This window comes from Pseudomonas sp. UBA2684, from assembly GCA_002354655.1.
Taxonomy (GTDB): Bacteria; Pseudomonadota; Gammaproteobacteria; order Pseudomonadales; family Pseudomonadaceae; genus Aquipseudomonas.
Window position 1 is genome coordinate 20,662 of sequence record DELY01000001.1, and the last position, 16,265, is coordinate 36,926.

Annotated in this window: 14 protein-coding genes and 1 pseudogene; 12 read left to right on the plus strand and 3 right to left on the minus strand. The window is 63.2% G+C overall.

Features of this window, described 5'->3' with window-relative positions:
• Window positions 1–621: DUF2804 domain-containing protein (locus tag B3M58_RS00095; protein ID WP_296216449.1), on the minus strand; the 621-nt coding region annotated here is incomplete at its 3' end.
• 257 nt (window positions 622–878) lie between these two features.
• Between B3M58_RS00095 and B3M58_RS00100 the strand changes: the two genes are divergently transcribed.
• From B3M58_RS00100 to B3M58_RS00120, 5 genes are all read left to right on the plus strand, one after another.
• Window positions 879–1,379 (plus strand): DUF2059 domain-containing protein, encoded by a 501-nt coding sequence (locus B3M58_RS00100; RefSeq protein WP_296216451.1) that lies wholly within the window; start codon window positions 879–881, stop codon window positions 1,377–1,379.
• A gap of 12 nt (window positions 1,380–1,391) precedes the next feature.
• Window positions 1,392–1,697 carry a BolA family protein gene (locus B3M58_RS00105; protein ID WP_296216452.1) on the plus strand — a complete coding sequence of 102 codons (306 nt, stop codon included), beginning with the start codon at window positions 1,392–1,394 and terminating at the stop codon, window positions 1,695–1,697.
• Window positions 1,698–1,877: 180 nt separating this feature from the next.
• The gene (locus tag B3M58_RS00110) at window positions 1,878–2,816 is read left to right on the plus strand and encodes a rhodanese-related sulfurtransferase (protein WP_296216454.1); all 939 of its coding nucleotides are present in this window, start codon (window positions 1,878–1,880) and stop codon (window positions 2,814–2,816) included.
• Between the two features lie 2 nt (window positions 2,817–2,818).
• Window positions 2,819–3,451 (plus strand): DsbA family protein, encoded by a 633-nt coding sequence (locus B3M58_RS00115; RefSeq protein ID WP_296216456.1) that lies wholly within the window; start codon window positions 2,819–2,821, stop codon window positions 3,449–3,451.
• Window positions 3,444–5,222, plus strand: coding sequence for an ABC transporter ATP-binding protein (locus B3M58_RS00120; RefSeq protein ID WP_296216458.1), 1,779 nt, complete (start codon window positions 3,444–3,446; stop codon window positions 5,220–5,222). Before B3M58_RS00115 ends, B3M58_RS00120 begins: the two co-directional genes overlap by 8 nt.
• A 153-nt stretch (window positions 5,223–5,375) precedes the next feature.
• On the opposite strand, the gene B3M58_RS00125 is transcribed toward B3M58_RS00120, so the two are convergent.
• A complete protein-coding gene (locus tag B3M58_RS00125; protein WP_296216460.1) occupies window positions 5,376–5,951 on the minus strand; it encodes a hypothetical protein in 576 nt (191 codons plus the stop codon).
• A gap of 475 nt (window positions 5,952–6,426) precedes the next feature.
• On the opposite strand from B3M58_RS00125, the gene hppD reads away from it, so the two are divergent.
• The 7 genes and pseudogenes from hppD to B3M58_RS22495 all read left to right on the plus strand — a co-directional run bounded on the left by hppD (window position 6,427) and on the right by B3M58_RS22495 (window position 14,845).
• Window positions 6,427–7,524, plus strand: coding sequence for a 4-hydroxyphenylpyruvate dioxygenase (gene hppD, locus B3M58_RS00130; protein ID WP_296216462.1), 1,098 nt, complete (start codon window positions 6,427–6,429; stop codon window positions 7,522–7,524).
• Between the two features lie 161 nt (window positions 7,525–7,685).
• On the plus strand, window positions 7,686–8,825 hold the full coding sequence (locus B3M58_RS00135) for a homogentisate 1,2-dioxygenase (RefSeq protein ID WP_296216464.1): 1,140 nt from the start codon (window positions 7,686–7,688) through the stop codon (window positions 8,823–8,825).
• 84 nt (window positions 8,826–8,909) lie between these two features.
• Entirely contained in the window at window positions 8,910–9,893 is a 984-nt protein-coding gene (locus B3M58_RS00140; RefSeq protein ID WP_296216466.1) for a fumarylacetoacetate hydrolase family protein, read from the plus strand.
• A 111-nt stretch (window positions 9,894–10,004) separates the two neighbouring features.
• Window positions 10,005–10,646, plus strand: coding sequence for a maleylacetoacetate isomerase (gene maiA, locus B3M58_RS00145; protein ID WP_296216468.1), 642 nt, complete (start codon window positions 10,005–10,007; stop codon window positions 10,644–10,646).
• An 83-nt stretch (window positions 10,647–10,729) separates the two neighbouring features.
• The gene (locus B3M58_RS00150) at window positions 10,730–12,199 is read left to right on the plus strand and encodes a sodium-dependent transporter (protein WP_296216470.1); all 1,470 of its coding nucleotides are present in this window, start codon (window positions 10,730–10,732) and stop codon (window positions 12,197–12,199) included.
• A gap of 1,602 nt (window positions 12,200–13,801) precedes the next feature.
• A pseudogene (locus tag B3M58_RS22490) lies at window positions 13,802–13,987 on the plus strand (HAMP domain-containing protein); the annotation flags it as partial.
• Entirely contained in the window at window positions 13,982–14,845 is an 864-nt protein-coding gene (locus B3M58_RS22495) for a methyl-accepting chemotaxis protein (RefSeq protein ID WP_414704034.1), read from the plus strand. The pseudogene B3M58_RS22490 and the gene B3M58_RS22495, both read left to right, overlap by 6 nt.
• A gap of 357 nt (window positions 14,846–15,202) precedes the next feature.
• Here the strand turns inward: B3M58_RS22495 and B3M58_RS00160 are convergent, their stop codons facing one another.
• Window positions 15,203–16,261 carry a metal-dependent hydrolase gene (locus tag B3M58_RS00160; protein WP_296216473.1) on the minus strand — a complete coding sequence of 353 codons (1,059 nt, stop codon included), beginning with the start codon at window positions 16,259–16,261 and terminating at the stop codon, window positions 15,203–15,205.
• Between the last annotated feature and the right edge of the window lie 4 nt (window positions 16,262–16,265).

The following is a 16,265-nucleotide window of genomic DNA, read 5'->3' on the forward strand; positions in this document are numbered from 1 at the left end:
CCACACGCCACGGCCGAAGTCCATGGCGGCGAAGCTTTGCCCGGCGCTGCAGTTGTATTGGGTGCGGCCCAGTTGCACGTTGCCGCTGGCGGGTAGGCCCAGTTGTCGGCAGGTGGCGTGAAAGCCATGCCGACTCAGCGGGGCGACCAGGTTGACCGAGTCGAGGTGAGCGGGGCGCTGGATGTCCAGGGCAACCTGCAGCGGCTGGCCGCCGATGTCCGGCGCGGCAACCGTCAGACGCAGGCGCCCGGGATGCTCGGCAAAACGCAAGTGCAGGCGCGGGTGGTTGAATTCATGGCTTTGCTGCGGTTGGTTGGGCAGCCGGCAGCCGCGGGCAAACCAGCGCAACTGGCTGTGTTCGACGGCCTGGCCGGTTTCCAGGTCGAGAAAATACGCGGCGCCGTAGCCCAGGTAGTCGATATCGGCCTGGGTCAGCGAGAGCATCCATTGCGGGGTGGTGATGCACCAGTGGTTCCAGCGTTTGCGCCGGCCGATGTGACCGGGCAGCGTGCAGTCGACCTGTGGCCGAGGCGACCAGCCGATGGCCTGCGGATTGAGTTGCCCTTGTGCATCGCACAGGGCGATCGCGGAAGAAGGCTGTGGATCAATGAAGCTGTTCATCGGACACGTCCATGTGCGCTGCATGCGGTTCGGGCAGAACACCGCGTTGAATGAGCATAGAGGTTACTGGCGAGCATGCCCAGGCCGCTGGGCTTGATCAAGTACTGGCATTTTGATCTTTCGCCAAGCAGTGCGCCAGTCGGCAGCCGGGGTGTGACGGTTGACACGGTAGGGCGTGCTTGAGTGTCGCGCCGGCTTGGGCACAAAATGGCAGCTCATGCGGTCGAAACAGCTCGACCCATTGCCAGGAGTTCCTAATGTCTCGTTTATCAGCCCTCTGCGCCGCCGTTCTGTTGACGTGCAGCAGTGCCCAGGTGCTGGCCGATGCCAGCAGCCATGCCGCCGATGCAGAGCGTTTCCTGCAGTTGGCCCGGGCGGACAAGCTGGCCGTGCCGGTGTATGCCCAGGTACAGCAGATGTTTGCTCAGCGCTTTGCCGAGAGCGGCGCGCCTGAAAGCAAGCAGGCGATGCTGGAAACCTACCAGGCCAAGGCCAATACCGCGCTGGACCAGGCGGTCGGTTGGGACAAGATCAAGCCGGATATGGTCAAGCTCTACACCAGCAATTTCAACGAGCAGGAGTTGCGGGAGCTGATTGCCTTCTATCAATCGCCGCTGGGCCAGAAAGTGCTCCAGAAAATGCCGACGTTGACCGCGCAATCGGCGCAGTTGACCCAAAGCAAGCTGGAGGCAGCGGTGCCGCAAGTGAATAAACTGCTGGCGGACATGACCGCCGAGCTGGGGCCGAAAAAGCCGTAAACGGGAGTTCAGATGTCCAAGCTTGCCCAGCTCCAGGCGGTCTTTGCCGGCCTGGAGCCCCAGCACCTCGAGGTGCTGGACGAAAGCCACATGCACAGCCGCGGGTTGGAAACCCACTACAAAGCCGTGATCGTCAGCCCGCAGTTCGCCGGGTTGAATGCGGTCAAACGGCACCAGAAGGTCTACGCCTGCCTGGGTGAGTTGATGGGCCAGTTGCACGCCCTGGCGCTGCACACCTACACGCCCGAGGAGTGGGCGCAGCAGGGCGCCGCCCCGGACTCGCCAACCTGTAAAGGTGGCAGCAAGCACGATCACTAGTCGCACCTTAGCGCCCCGTGAGCGCTGGTAGGCATGCTGTCTTGCCGGCAGGTGAGGCAATTCGCCCCTACACGGCGCATCGCAAGAAACGTAAACTGCACCACGCGCCGGCCTACGCCGGCGCGTTCGTTTATAGACCCAGTCCGCCCTTTACGTGGGCGACTACTGAAGGACATCTGCATGAGCGACAAGATTGTTGTGGCGGCGCTGTATAAATTCGTTTCCCTGCCCGATTACCAGGCGCTGCGTGAGCCGCTGCTGAACGCCCTGCTGGAACACGGGGTCAAAGGCACGCTGTTGCTCGCCGAAGAAGGCATCAACGGCACCGTTTCCGCCAGCCGTGCCGGCATCGATGGCCTGCTCGCCTGGCTCAAGCGCGACCCGCGCCTGGGCGATGTCGATCACAAGGAGTCCTACTGCGACGAACAGCCGTTCTACCGCACCAAGGTCAAACTGAAGAAAGAGATCGTCACCCTCGGCGTCGCGGGTGTCGATCCGAATCGGCAGGTCGGCACCTATGTCGAACCGCGCGAGTGGAACGCGTTGATCAGCGACCCCGACGTGCTGTTGATCGACACGCGCAACGACTATGAAGTGGCCATTGGCACGTTCGAGGGCGCGGTCGACCCGAAGACCAAGTCGTTCCGCGATTTCCCTGCGTACATCAAGGCGCATTTTGATCCGAGCAGGCACAAGAAAGTCGCGATGTTCTGCACCGGCGGCATTCGCTGTGAAAAAGCCTCCAGCTACATGCTCGGCGAAGGCTTCGAAGAGGTGTTCCACCTCAAGGGCGGCATCCTCAAGTACCTCGAAGACGTGCCGCAGGCGCAGACCAAGTGGCAGGGCGACTGTTTTGTCTTCGATAACCGGGTGACCGTGCGCCATGACCTCAGCGAAGGCGATTACGACCAGTGTCATGCCTGCCGCACGCCGATTTCCGTGGATGATCGCCAGTCCGAGTACTACACCCCAGGCGTCAGCTGCCCGCATTGCTGGGATTCGCTTTCCGAAAAGACCCGCGCTGGCGCCCGTGAGCGGCAGAAGCAGATCGAATTGGCCAAGGCGCGTAACCGGCCGCACCCCCTGGGTTACAACCCCCGTCAAACCAACGAGGCCTAAGCATGCATGCGCGTCTGCTCTATGTGATGGACCCGATGTGTTCGTGGTGCTGGGGGTTTGCCCCGGTGATCGAATCCCTCGCTGAGCAGGCTGCGGTGGCTGGGGTATCGCTGCACCTGGTGGTCGGCGGTCTGCGCCGCGATCAGGTGGCCATCGACGCGGCGGCGCGGGTGCGCTACCTGGGGTATTGGCAGGCGGTCAACGCCAGCACCGGTCAGTTGTTCAACTTCGCCGACGGCTTGCCGGAGGGCCTGGTCTACGACACCGAACCGGCCTGCCGGGCGCTGGTCACTGCGCGTAACCTGGATACGCAAAGTGCCTGGCCGCTGCTCACGCTGATTCAGCAGGCGTTCTATGTCGAGGGCCGCGACGTGACCCAGGCTGGCGTGCTGCTCGAGTTGGCCGAGCGTGCCGGTCTGCCGCGCATCGTGTTTGCCGAAGCCTTCGACAGCGCCGAGCAGCACGCCGCCACCGCCGCCGATTTCACCTGGGTGCAAGACCTCGGCATCGCCGGTTTCCCCACCTTGTTGGCCGAGCGCAACGGCCAACTGGCCTTGCTGACCAATGGCTACCAGCCGCTGGACGTCCTCGCGCCTCTGCTGGGGCGCTGGCTGGAGCGCGCCGCCCATGCTTGACCGGTTGAGCTGGGCGGAAATCCGCCGCCTGGCCTTGCACCACAAGAAGGCCTTGCTGCTGGCCAACGGCGTGGCGGTGCTCGCCACCCTGTGCAGCGTGCCGATCCCGCTGCTGCTGCCGTTGCTGGTCGACGAAGTGCTGCTCAACGACGGCGATGCCGCGCTCAAGGTGATGGACCGCTTCCTCCCGGCCGGCTGGGAAACTGCGGCCGGCTATATCGGCTTGATGCTCGCGCTGACCTTGCTGCTGCGCGGGGCGGCGCTGGTCTTCAACGTGCTCCAGGCGCGGCTGTTCGCGCGCCTGTCGAAGGACATCGTCTACCGCATCCGCATTCGCCTGATCGAACGCCTCAAGCGCATTTCCCTCGGCGAATACGAAAGCCTCGGTGGCGGCACGGTGACTACCCACCTGGTCACCGACTTGGACACCCTGGACAAGTTCGTTGGCGAGACCCTCAGCCGCTTTCTGGTGGCGGTGCTGACCCTGGCTGGCACCTCGGCGATCCTGCTGTGGATGCACTGGCAATTGGCGCTGCTGATCCTGCTGTTCAACCCGCTGGTGATCTACGCCACGGTGCAGCTGGGCAAGCGCGTCAAGCACTTGAAGAAGCTGGAGAACGACAGCACCTCGCGCTTCACCCAGGCGCTGACCGAAACCCTTGAGGCGATCCAGGAAATCCGTGCCGGCAACCGCCAGGGGTTTTTCCTCGGGCGCCTGGGGCAGCGTGCCCAGGAAGTGCGCAATTACGCGGTGGCCTCGCAGTGGAAGACCGACGCCTCGAACCGCGCCAGCGGCCTGCTGTTCCAGTTCGGCATCGACGTGTTCCGCGCTGCGGCGATGCTCACCGTGCTGTTTTCCGACCTGTCGATCGGGCAGATGCTCGCGGTGTTCAGTTACCTGTGGTTCATGATCGGCCCGGTGGAGCAGTTGCTAAGCCTGCAATACGCCTTCTACGCCGCTGGCGGCGCGCTGACACGGATCAACGAGCTGCTGGCGCGTAAGGACGAGCCGCAATACCCCGGTCGCGTCGACCCGTTCAAGGGCCGTGAAACCGTAGGTATCGAGGTCCGTGGGCTGACCTTCGCCTATAACGACGAGCCGGTGCTCGATCAGCTGAATTTGACTATCGCACCGGGCGAGAAGGTCGCGATTGTCGGCGCCAGCGGCGGCGGCAAAAGCACCCTGGTGCAGCTGTTGCTCGGTCTCTACACGGCGCAGGCCGGGACCATTCGCTTTGGCGGCAGCAGCCAGCAGGAGATCGGCCTGGAAACCGTGCGCGAGAACGTCGCGGTGGTGATGCAGCATCCGGCGCTGTTCAACGACACGGTGCGCGCCAACCTGTGCATGGGCCGCGAACGCAGCGACGACGCCTGTTGGCAGGCGCTGCACATCGCGCAGTTGGGCGAGACGATCCGCCTGTTGCCGCAAGGCCTGGACAGCATCGTCGGGCGTTCCGGCGTGCGCCTGTCCGGCGGCCAGCGCCAGCGCCTGGCGATTGCGCGCATGGTGTTGGCCGAGCCGAAAGTGGTGATCCTCGACGAGGCCACCTCGGCGCTGGATGCCGCCACCGAATACGCCCTGCACCAGGCGTTGGCGCAGTTCCTCAACGGTCGCACCACCTTGATCATCGCCCACCGCTTGTCGGCGGTTAAACAGGCCGACCGGGTGCTGGTGTTCGATGGCGGCAGCATTGCCGAAGACGGCGACCATCAACAGTTGATCGCCGATGGCGGCTTGTACGCCAAGCTGTACGGGCATTTGCAGCACTAAGTCGTCGGCTGGGTTAGACGCGTGCGCGCTGTGCGTGGCTAACCCGGCCTACGCGGTTGGGCAATTCACGCCAACCCGCGAAGAATCTTTCTTTGGACACAGCACCCTCACGGGGACTGCGCTGCGGGCGGCGCTGCTGTGGTGCGCCTGGACTCAGGGTTTCGCGCTGGGCGACGCCGGCTTGGCGTCGAGCAGTTGTTGCAGGGTCGCTACGCGCGCCTGGCTCTCGCTCAGCGGTTTATCCAGCGCCTCGTTGTAATCGTCGAGCCAGCTGCGCGAGCCGGCAATCATGCCGGCCAGGTCGCGCATGCCGTTTTTCAGCGCGGCCAGGCTGTTTTGCAGGCTCTGTTCTTGATCGATCAGCAGGTTGGTCAGACGTTGCAGCGACGCGCGCGTGCCGTCGTTCGCCGGGCTCTGGCTGGGGGCTCTGGGCGGGGTGGCGGCGAGTTGCTGTAGTTGCTCGAGTTGCCGTTGCAGAGCGGCGATCTGCTGCTCTTGTTGCACCAGCTGTTGCTGCACGGCCTCGATGTCGCTGCTGCTGACGACTGGCGGCGCCTCGCTGAACAGGCCTAGCAGGCCGGCGGTCATCCAGCTGGCGAGCGTCATGGCGAGCACGGCCGCCAGCGCGAAAATCAGGATGCGGTCGAGCCGGCCGCCTTTTTCCAGGTGTTGCAGGCGCTGCTCGTCACTCAGTGGCTCGCTTGCCGTGTGTTCGCTGTCGTTGCTCATTGCGGTTTCGCTCGTTTAATTGTTCTTGTCAGGGCGCATCTCTGCGCAGTGGCAGTGTGCCACTATTTTTTCTGCTGACGCTGACCACGCATCTGTTCAGGCGCTACGCCGATCTGCCGGAACTCACAGGGTGAGGCCGAAATCCGCCGCAACAGTTCCCTGCACGCGACAGATGTTGCGGTTCAACGGCTAAGCAGCGGCTTTGCATCGTGCTCAGTAGCGCTTGTTTGGCAGTTAAATGCGCCACTTTGTAAAAAAAACGTTACGAGTTGGCGGGTTTTTTGCCGGGTTCTCGATGCTCTGCTCAGGTTATTTCGAGGTGTAAGGATTTTCTGCCACAGGCGCCTGCCGGGTGCGGGCCAGGTCGCCCTGGCGTGGCTTGTAGCGCCTGCGCGCCTCGGTTGTGATGAGGTCAACCGTGGCGCCTGGCTGACCGAGGCGGGCGCCGAGCCGAGAACAACAACGAGGAGGCTGAATGAACGCCGTGACTAAAATCGAACAGCACAACCCGATTGGTACTGACGGCTTCGAGTTCGTCGAATACACCGCGCCGACCCCGGAAGGTATTCAGCAGCTGCGTGAGTTGTTCACCGCCATGGGCTTCACCGAAACCGCCAAGCACCGCTCCAAGGAAGTCTGGCTGTTCCAGCAAAACGACATCAATTTCGTGCTCAACGGCAGCCCCACCGGGCATGTCCGCGAGTTCGGCTTGAAACATGGCCCGAGCGCCTGCGCCATGGCCTTCCGGGTGAAGAATGCGGCCCAGGCCGCGGCCTATGTCGAGTCCCAGGGCGCCACCTTGGTCGGCAGTCACGCCAACTTTGGCGAGCTGAACATTCCCTGCGTCGAAGGCATCGGCGGCTCGTTGCTGTACCTGGTCGACCGCTACGGCGACAAGAGCATCTACGACGTCGATTTCGAGTACATCGCAGGCCGCACGCCGCACGACAATTCGGTCGGCCTGAAAGAGCTGGACCACCTGACCCACAACGTCAAACGCGGACAGATGGATGTGTGGTCGGGTTTCTACGAGCGCATCGCCAACTTCCGCGAGATCCGCTACTTCGACATCGAAGGCAAGCTCACCGGCCTGCTGTCGCGTGCCATGACCGCGCCGTGCGGCAAGATCCGCATCCCGATCAACGAGTCGGCCGACGACAAATCGCAGATCGAGGAATTTATCCGCGAGTACCAGGGCGAGGGTATCCAGCATATCGCCCTGAGCAGCGAGGACATCTACGCCACCGTGCGCCAGCTGCGCGCCAATGGCGTGGATTTTATGGTCACCCCCGGCACCTATTACGACAAGGTCGATACCCGCGTGGCCGGGCATGGCGAGCCGACGGAGCTGCTGCGTGAGCTGAACATCCTGATCGATGGGGCGCCAGGCGTCGGTACGTCGGGCGATGACGGCATCCTGCTGCAGATTTTCACCAATACGGTGATTGGCCCGATCTTCTTCGAGATCATCCAGCGCAAGGGTAACCAGGGCTTTGGCGAGGGCAACTTCAAGGCGTTGTTCGAGTCCATCGAGGAAGACCAGATCAAACGCGGCGTGATCAAGGCCGACTAGCCTAAACCGTAGGGCGGGTCGGGCCGCGTAACCCACCCTGCGCTGGCAGGTCGATCATCCATGGTGGGTTACGGCGCGCAAGTATCAGCAGTGTGATTGCAAAGCGGTGGATGCGCGCCTAACCCACCCTACAAAACCGCCGAATCGAGGAGACACCGGCCATGAGCCGTAATTGGATCAGTTTTCCCCTGCGTGAAGGCGAATGCTCGCGCCAGGCGCACTGCGACTTTCCCGAGGGCACCTACGAACGCGAGATGGGCCGCGAGGGTTTCTTCGGCCCCACCGCGCATCTGCACCACAAGCATCCGCCGACCGGCTGGATCGACTGGCAAGGGCCGTTGCGCCCGCATGCCTTCAACTTCAATCAGCTTTCCAGCGAGCGCGATTGCCCGCTGGAGGCGCCGCTGACCCTGCACAACGGCGACATGAAGCTGCGCGTGTGGAAGACCCACGGTGTCATGCGCCATCTGGTGCGCAACGCCGATGGCGATGACCTGCTGTTTATCCATGAGGGGGCCGGGCACTTCTACTGCGATTTTGGCCACCTGACTTACCGCGACGGCGATTACCTGGTGGTGCCGCGGGGCACCGCATGGCGCATCGAGGCCAGCGCGCCGACCTTTATGCTGCTGATCGAGAGCACCGACGGTGCCTATCAGCTGCCGGACAAGGGCCTGCTTGGTCCGCAGGCGATCTTCGACCCGGCGGTGCTCGATCATCCGAAGCTGGACGATGCCTTCAAGGCCCAGCAGGACGAAAACACCTGGCAGATCCGCATCAAGCGACGCAACCAGATCAGCACCGTGACTTACCCGTACAACCCGCTGGATGTGGTTGGCTGGCATGGCGACAACACCGTGGTGCGCCTCAACTGGCGTGATATCCGCCCGCTGATGAGTCATCGCTACCACCTGCCGCCGTCGGCGCACACCACCTTCGTGGCCAATGGTTTCGTGGTATGCACCTTCACGCCGCGCCCGGTGGAGAGCGATCCCGGCGCGCTGAAGGTGCCGTTCTATCACAACAACGACGACTACGACGAAGTGCTGTTCTACCACCGTGGCAACTTCTTCAGCCGCGACAATATCGAGGCCGGCATGGTCACGCTGCACCCGTGCGGCTTCCCCCATGGCCCGCACCCGAAGGCGCTGAAGAAGAGCCAGGAAAGCCCTGCCACCTTTGTCGAGGAAGTGGCGGTGATGATCGACAGCCGTCGCGGCCTGGAGATAGATCCGGCGGCCGCGCAGGTCGATGTCGCCGAATACGTGAACTCCTGGCGTGCGCCGGGCAAAGACAGCTGAACACGACTGTAGGAGCGGGCCATGCCCGCGAATGTTCTAAAGCATCGCGGGCAGGGCCCGCTCCTACCATTTGAAGGATTGCTTATGAAACTTGCATCACTGAATCAAGGCCGCGATGGCATTCTCGTCGTTGTCTCCCGCGACCTAAGCCGCGCCATCAAAGTCCCGGCCATCGCTACCACCCTGCAGGCCGCGCTGGATAACTGGGCGGTTGCCAAGCCCAAGTTGGAGGCGGTGTATCAGCGCTTGAACGATGGCCTGGAAGAGGGCGCGTTCGCTTTTGAACAGCGCGCTTGCCACAGCCCGTTGCCGCGCGCCTATCACTGGGCCGATGGCAGCGCCTACGTCAACCACGTCGAGTTGGTGCGCAAGGCGCGTGGCGCCGAGATGCCGGAAAGCTTCTGGCACGACCCGCTGATGTACCAGGGCGGCGCCGACAGCTTTATCCCGCCGCACAGCCCGATCCAGATGGCCGACGAAGCCTGGGGCATCGACCTGGAGGCCGAGCTGGCGGTGATCACCGATGACGTGCCGATGGGCGCCACCCCGGCCGAAGCCGCGCAGCACATCCAATTGCTAATGCTGGTCAACGATGTATCGCTGCGTAACCTGATTCCCGGCGAGCTGGCCAAGGGCTTCGGCTTCTACCAGAGCAAGCCGTCGTCGAGTTTCTCGCCGCTGGCGATCACGCCGGACGAGCTGGGCGATAGCTGGAAAGACGGCAAGGTGCACCGGCCGTTGGTCTCGCACATCAATGGCGCGCTGTTCGGCCAGCCGGATGCCGGCACCGACATGACCTTCAACTTCCCCACCCTGGTCGCTCACGCCGCCAAGACCCGCCCACTGGGCAGCGGCACGATCATCGGCTCGGGCACGGTGTCCAACTACGACCGCAGCGCCGGCTCTTCCTGCCTGGCGGAGCAGCGCATGCTCGAAGCCCTCGCCCAGGGCGAGGCGCAGACGCCGTTCCTCAAGTTTGGCGACCGGGTGCGCATCGAGATGTTCGATGCCGCCGGACACAGCTTGTTCGGTGCCATCGATCAGCGGGTGGAAAAGTACGAATCGTGAATTCGTAGGATGGGTTGAGCGAAGCGATACCCATCAAATTGAGCCGATGGGTATCGCAGGCTCAACCCATCCTACGGTTGAACCCAATATATGTCGGCACAAGGAGTTCGCATGCTGACGCTTTATTCCTACTGGCGCTCCAGCGCCGCCTACCGGGTGCGCATCGCACTTAACCTGAAAGGCCTGAGTTACCGGCAGGTGCCGGTGCACCTGGTCAAGGACGGCGGCCAGCAGCATTCGCCTGACTACCTGGCGCTCAACCCGCAGGGGCTGTTGCCGCTGCTGGTCGATGGCCCGACCAGGATCGCGCAGTCCCTGGCGATTCTCGAATACCTCGAAGAAACCCAGCCGCAGCCGGCGCTGCTGCCCCGCGACCCGGCGCTGCGTGCCCAGGTACGCGCCCTGGCGCTGCACATCGCCTGCGACATCCACCCGCTGAACAACCTGCGGGTGTTGCAGTACTTGTCTACCGAGTTGGGCGTCGGCGACGAGGCGAAGAACGCCTGGTACGCGCACTGGGTACACAGCGGCCTGGCGGCGCTGGAACAGGGCCTGGGGGTGTTTGCCGGTCGTCTGTCGCTGGGTGAGCGGCCGGGCTATCTGGAAGCCTGTTTGATTCCACAGGTGTACAATGCGCGCCGTTTTAACTGTGACCTCGATGCGTACCCGCGCATTCTCGCTATGACCGCGCGTTGCGCTGCCCTCGAAGCCTTCAAACAGGCGGCTCCGGACGCGCAGCCCGACGCGCAATAAAGGTTTACCCAACCTTGCTCATTCCGCCGCGCCACAAGCGCGGCGGGTTCGATTCCGTCACGGATAAAAACAACAGGTGACGCATGACCCGTGAAAAACCCAAGAACCTCTGGCTCTCGCGCTGGGGCTTCATCCTCGCTGCAACCGGCTCCGCCGTGGGCCTCGGCAATATCTGGAAATTCCCCTACATCACCGGTGAGTACGGCGGCGGCGCCTTCGTGCTGATGTACCTGGCCTGCATCCTGGCCATCGGTATTCCGGTGATGATGACCGAGATCGCCCTGGGGCGTCGCGGCCGTGGCAGCCCGATCGACGCGATTGGCCGAGTGGTTCGCGAGAACAGCGGCAACCCGCTGTGGAAGGCGGTTGGCGGCATGGCCATGCTCGCCGGTTTCATGATCCTGTGCTTTTACGTGGTGGTGGCCGGCTGGGCCTTTGCCTACACCTGGAAAATGCTCGACGGCTCGCTGGCGGCGACCAGTGTCGAGGCGCTCGGTGGGGTATTCGAGGCGCACAATGCCAATCCCTGGCAGTTGGGCGGCTGGAGCGTGCTGGTGGCGCTGCTGACCCTGTGGATCGTCGGCAAGGGCGTGCAGGCCGGCGTCGAGCGGGCCTTCCGCTGGATGATGCCGGGCCTGGCGGTGATGCTGATCGTGCTGGTGACCTATGCCTGGACCAGCGGCAGCTTCCAGCAGGGCTTCGATTTCCTGTTCACCTTCGATGCCTCGAAGATCACCGGCGAAGCCTTGCTCGCGGCGCTCGGCCATGCCTTCTTCACCCTCAGCCTGGCATCGGGCGCGATCCTCACGTATGGCTCCTACCTGCCGGACGGCCAGTCCATCGCACGGACCACCTTCGTCGTGGCCATCGCCGACACCTGCGTGGCCTTGCTCGCCGGGTTGGCGATCTTCCCGGTGATCTTCGCCAACGGCATGAACCCGAGCGCCGGTCCGGGGCTGATCTTCATGAGCCTGCCGCTGGCCTTCCAGCAGATGCCGTTCGGCACGCTGTTTGGCGTGCTGTTCTTCGCCATGGTCTCGGTGGCGGCACTGACCTCGGCAATCTCGATGATCGAGGCCGCCGTGGCTTATCTCAATGAAAAACACGGCATCAGCCGTGCCAGGGCTGCCATGGGCGCCGGCGCTTTGCTGCTGCTGATCAGCCTGCTGGCGATGCTGTCGTTCAACGTCGGCGCAGAGTGGAAATTGTTCGGTTTCACCCTGTTCGATGGCCTGGATTACCTGACCTCGCGCTGGATGATGCCGTTGGGCGGCATCCTCATGGTGATCCTCGCCGGTTACTGCCTGCGTCCGGAAATCATGCGCGACGAACTGGCCTTGCCGGCGGCGGGGTATGCGCTGTGGTTGTTTATGGCGCGTTACGTCAGCCCGGTGCTGATCATGATGGTGTTCCTGCACGCCCTCGGTTGGTTGGGTTTCGACCCGATTGCCGAGTGGTACTGGATCGCTGGCGCCATCGGCCTGCTGGCCGTGCTGGGTGAACTGCTGCACCCGCGGGTGATGCCGGCGCTGGTGGGGCGCGAAGCCGACTGAGCGTAGCGGTTAAATACCAGGGCGTACGGTGTTGAGCCGTACGCCCTTTTTTGTGGCTCTGTACCCGTTAACTGTGTGTACGCAGATTCGCTAGGGTGGGTTACGGCGCAACGGACGATGCAGCAGCCGCTAGTCCGTGGTCATGCGCCTAACCCACCCTACGAATTACTGCGCTCCCGGCTGCACGTTTCAACACATAACGGGGAGAGCCTTTTTGCGGGCGCGGACAAACCTGGCGGGTTGTTGGCGTCGAAGGTGTGGCGAAAAGCCGCCATTCGCCACTATAGATCGGCGGAAAATTGCCGATTGTCGGGGCGTGTGTACTGAGCAGGGCTGATCGACAGTCAAGCAGTGGCCGATTATCAACGCGCTAGGAGCCTGTCGGACTCGCGAGGGACAGTGCGGATCGAGTCGGTTTTGTCGGTCTTTTGCGGCGAATAGCACGCTATTTAACGAGAAATAGCAGCAAAACTCCCCCCATCTATCCAGAAAAGGGGCTTTCCGCAGTAGCACAGCGCCAAGTCCGACAGGCTCCCAAGCCTAAGGGATCGGCGAGAACGGCCGACTAAACCAGCAGGCGCTCGGCAAAGCTGGCACAGGGGTTGCGAGTACCGACTGATACCCCGCACACCAAACCAATTGCCGAAGCACAACAGGTTGGCGTGCCGAATAACAAGAATGGAGTTGTTTATGTTGCAGTCTGCCACCCGCCTGTTCACCGACCTTGCTGTGGGCAAGAAACTCCTCTGCGGTTTTGCCCTGGTGTTATTGCTCACCGTCGCCGTGACAGGCAGCGGCTTCGTCGCGGTCGAGGCGGTGCTGCAAGGGCACAACCAGGCCAATCGCTTGGCCGCCATCGATGCGCAAATCCTTCACGCGCGGCGTTTCGAGCGCGACTTTGCGATGAACCAGACCGTCGAGTTGGCGCAAAGCATGCGCGATCAACTGGGCAAGGTGCGCGAGTTGCTGGCCGAGCAGATCAAGGACAGTCCCAGTGCGGAAAAAGCCCGCCTGCAGACCATGGATCAAGCCGTGGCGGATTACCTGGCGCAATTCGACAGCTTCGTGCAGCAGCAAAACAAGGCCCGCGAAGCGCGCACGCAAATGCGCGAGGCGGCCGGCGAGGCACGCGACCAGTTCGACGTGATCGAGATGGACATGTATGACGCCGTGCGCGCGTTGCGCCTGGCGGGCGACAACCTGCGCGGCAGCGATCCGCTGACCCTGGCGGAAACGGCGTCCGGCTTGAGCAAGCGCATGCTCGACCTGCGTGGCTACGAAAGCCTGTACATCATCGACGGTTCGGCCGAGGCGCTGGAGGAGTGGGCCTATATCAGCGATGACCTGCAAACCGTCGGGCGTAGCCTGATGGTGTGGCTGAACGACGATCAAAAGCGCGCCATTGACGCCGCCTTGCAGGCATTGACCACCTACCAGCAGGCCTTCGGCAACTACCAGCAAGTGCGCGCGCAGAGCCAGGCCAGCGAAACGCGGATGATCGAGCAGGCGCGCGATGTCTTGGCTCAGGCGCAAGCGGCGAAAGCCAGCGAAGAACAGCGGATGAACGATGACAGTCGCCAGGCCTTGCTGCTGCTCGGCAGCATGGGCGCGGCAGCGGTGGTGCTCGGGCTGTTGGCGGCGGTGCTGATTTCGCGCTCGATCGTCGGGCCCTTGCAGCAGACCGTGGCCTTTGCCCAGCGCATCGCCGAAGGTGATCTGAGCCAGGATTTAGCGCTCGGTCGGCGCGACGAGCTGGGGCAATTGATGGCCGCCATGCAGAGCATGACCAGCAGTTTGCGCAATCTGGTCGGGCGCATCGGTGGCGGGGTCAGCCAGATCGCCGCCGCCGCCGAACAGTTGTCGGCCATCACCGCGCAAACCAGCGCCGGGGTGCAAAACCAGAAGTTGGAAACCGAACAGACCGCCACCGCCATGCATGAAATGGCCGCCACCGTGCAGGAAGTGGCGCAAAACGCCGAACAGGCCTCGCTGGCCGCGCGTGACGCCGACCGCGAAGCGCAACAGGGCAATCAGGTGGTGCAGCAGGCCGTCAGCCAGATTGATAGCCTGGCCGTGGAGGTCGAGCAGTCGGCCGAAGCGATTCAGGCACTCAATCAGGAAAGCGCGCGGATTGGCAGCGTGCTGGAAGTGATCCGCAGCGTGGCCGAGCAGACCAACCTGCTGGCCCTGAACGCCGCCATCGAAGCCGCCCGTGCCGGCGAGCAGGGTCGTGGTTTTGCCGTGGTCGCCGACGAGGTACGCGCCTTGGCGCGGCGTGCGCATGATTCCACCGAGGAGATCGAAAGCCTGATTGCCAGCCTGCAACGCATGGCCCAGGGCGCGGTGCAGCAGATGGAGAGCAGCCGCAACCTGACCCAGCGCACCGTCAGCCTGGCCGGTCAGGCCGGCGACGCGCTGGGGCGTATCACGCTGGCGGTGAGCACCATCGAGCAGATGAACCAGCAGATTGCCGCCGCCGCCGAAGAGCAGAGCGCGGTGGCGGAAACCATCAGCGAAAGTGTGACCCGGGTGCGTGACATCGGCGAGCAGAGTGCCAGCGCCAGCGAGCAGACCGCGGCGTCCAGCGCCGAACTGGCGCGCCTGGGGGTGGAGTTGCAAGGGTTGGTGCGCCAGTTCCGCACCTAGGATTCAGCGCTATCACCGGCTAGGGTCTGTTGCCGTTTCGTTCGCGGCTCGCGACAAAACGGCAACAGACCCTAAGGCCCGCGCGCATGATTTTCCAGGGTGGGCTTTATCCCAGCCTGGGTTCGCCGTAATTATTGGCCGGGTTTCGGCCCGCCTACCTAGCGCATTTCGGCGCGTAAGCACGTCAATCGACGCAGCAATCGTGCTCAAGGCGAATGCATGGCTATGCGCCAATTACGTGTTGGATGAGATGCCACGCGTTTGTGGGTGCGAATTTATCCGCGAAAATCTTCGATAACTAGAAATCTTTCGTGGCTAAAGCCACTCCTACGAGGCGCTGGGCTGCATCAGCGATGCCTAATGCACGGCCCCCAACAACGGTTTACGCAGCTCGTTGGCCCAGTCCGTTAGCGGCACCTCTATCGTGGGCTGCCAAATACGCGTCCACAGCACCGTCAAGCGCTCCAGGTCGCCGCGCTCCATCGGCCAGCGCTGGATGTCCTGCTGCACCTGCCAGGCGCCATTTTGCCAATGGGCGAAGTCGAAACGGAACGGGTGAAAACCGGTCATGCCCAGGCGCAGGTCGGTGACCACCAGATGCTCGCCGATGCGGTCGTAGCGCAACACCCCGTTGGTGAACCAGGCCAGCCGGGCATGCGCCGGCGAATCCGCCAGAGTGCTGGCCAGCGCCGTGCCGCGGGCAATCCGCTCGAGTTGCGGCGGGTCCTGGTCGAACCAGCCCACCAGCGTTTCATGGTAATCCTCGCCGTCCAGCACGATCACCCGCCACAGCAGGCTGTTGAACGGTGTCGGTGTGGTGAACAGCGCTTCGGCCTGAATGCCCTGGCGCGCCAGCTGCGCTTCCACGCGGTGCTCGGCCATGTATTTGCCGGCCACCGTGAAGCCCAGATAGAGCGTCGACAGGACCAGCGCGATAGCCGGCGCCTTGGCCGCTTTATCGCGCAGCCCGAACCATGCCCCGGCCACTACGGCGGCGATCAACGGCAGCGTGTAGAGCGGGTCGATGATAAAGATGCTCGACCAGGCGGTGGGGATCGGCATCAGCGGCCAGAACAACTGGGTGCCGTAGCTGGTGAAGCTGTCGAGTAACGGGTGGGTGAGCAAGACCAGAAAGAGGGTGAGGAACAGGCGCTGCGTCGAATAACCGGGGTGCGGGCGAAAATGCCGGGTCAGCCAAGTCAACAACAGCGCCACCGCGCTGAGCACGAACAGCGAATGACTGAAGCCGCGGTGGTAGGTCATCTCCGCTACGGCATCGCCGTAATCGATCACCACATCCAGGTCAGGCAGGGTGCCGAGCATGGCGCCATACAGCAGCGCCTTGCGCCCTTGCCAGCGGCCGAGCAGCGCGCCCTGGATAGTGGCGCCGAGCACGGCCTGGGTAATCGAATCCATGGTG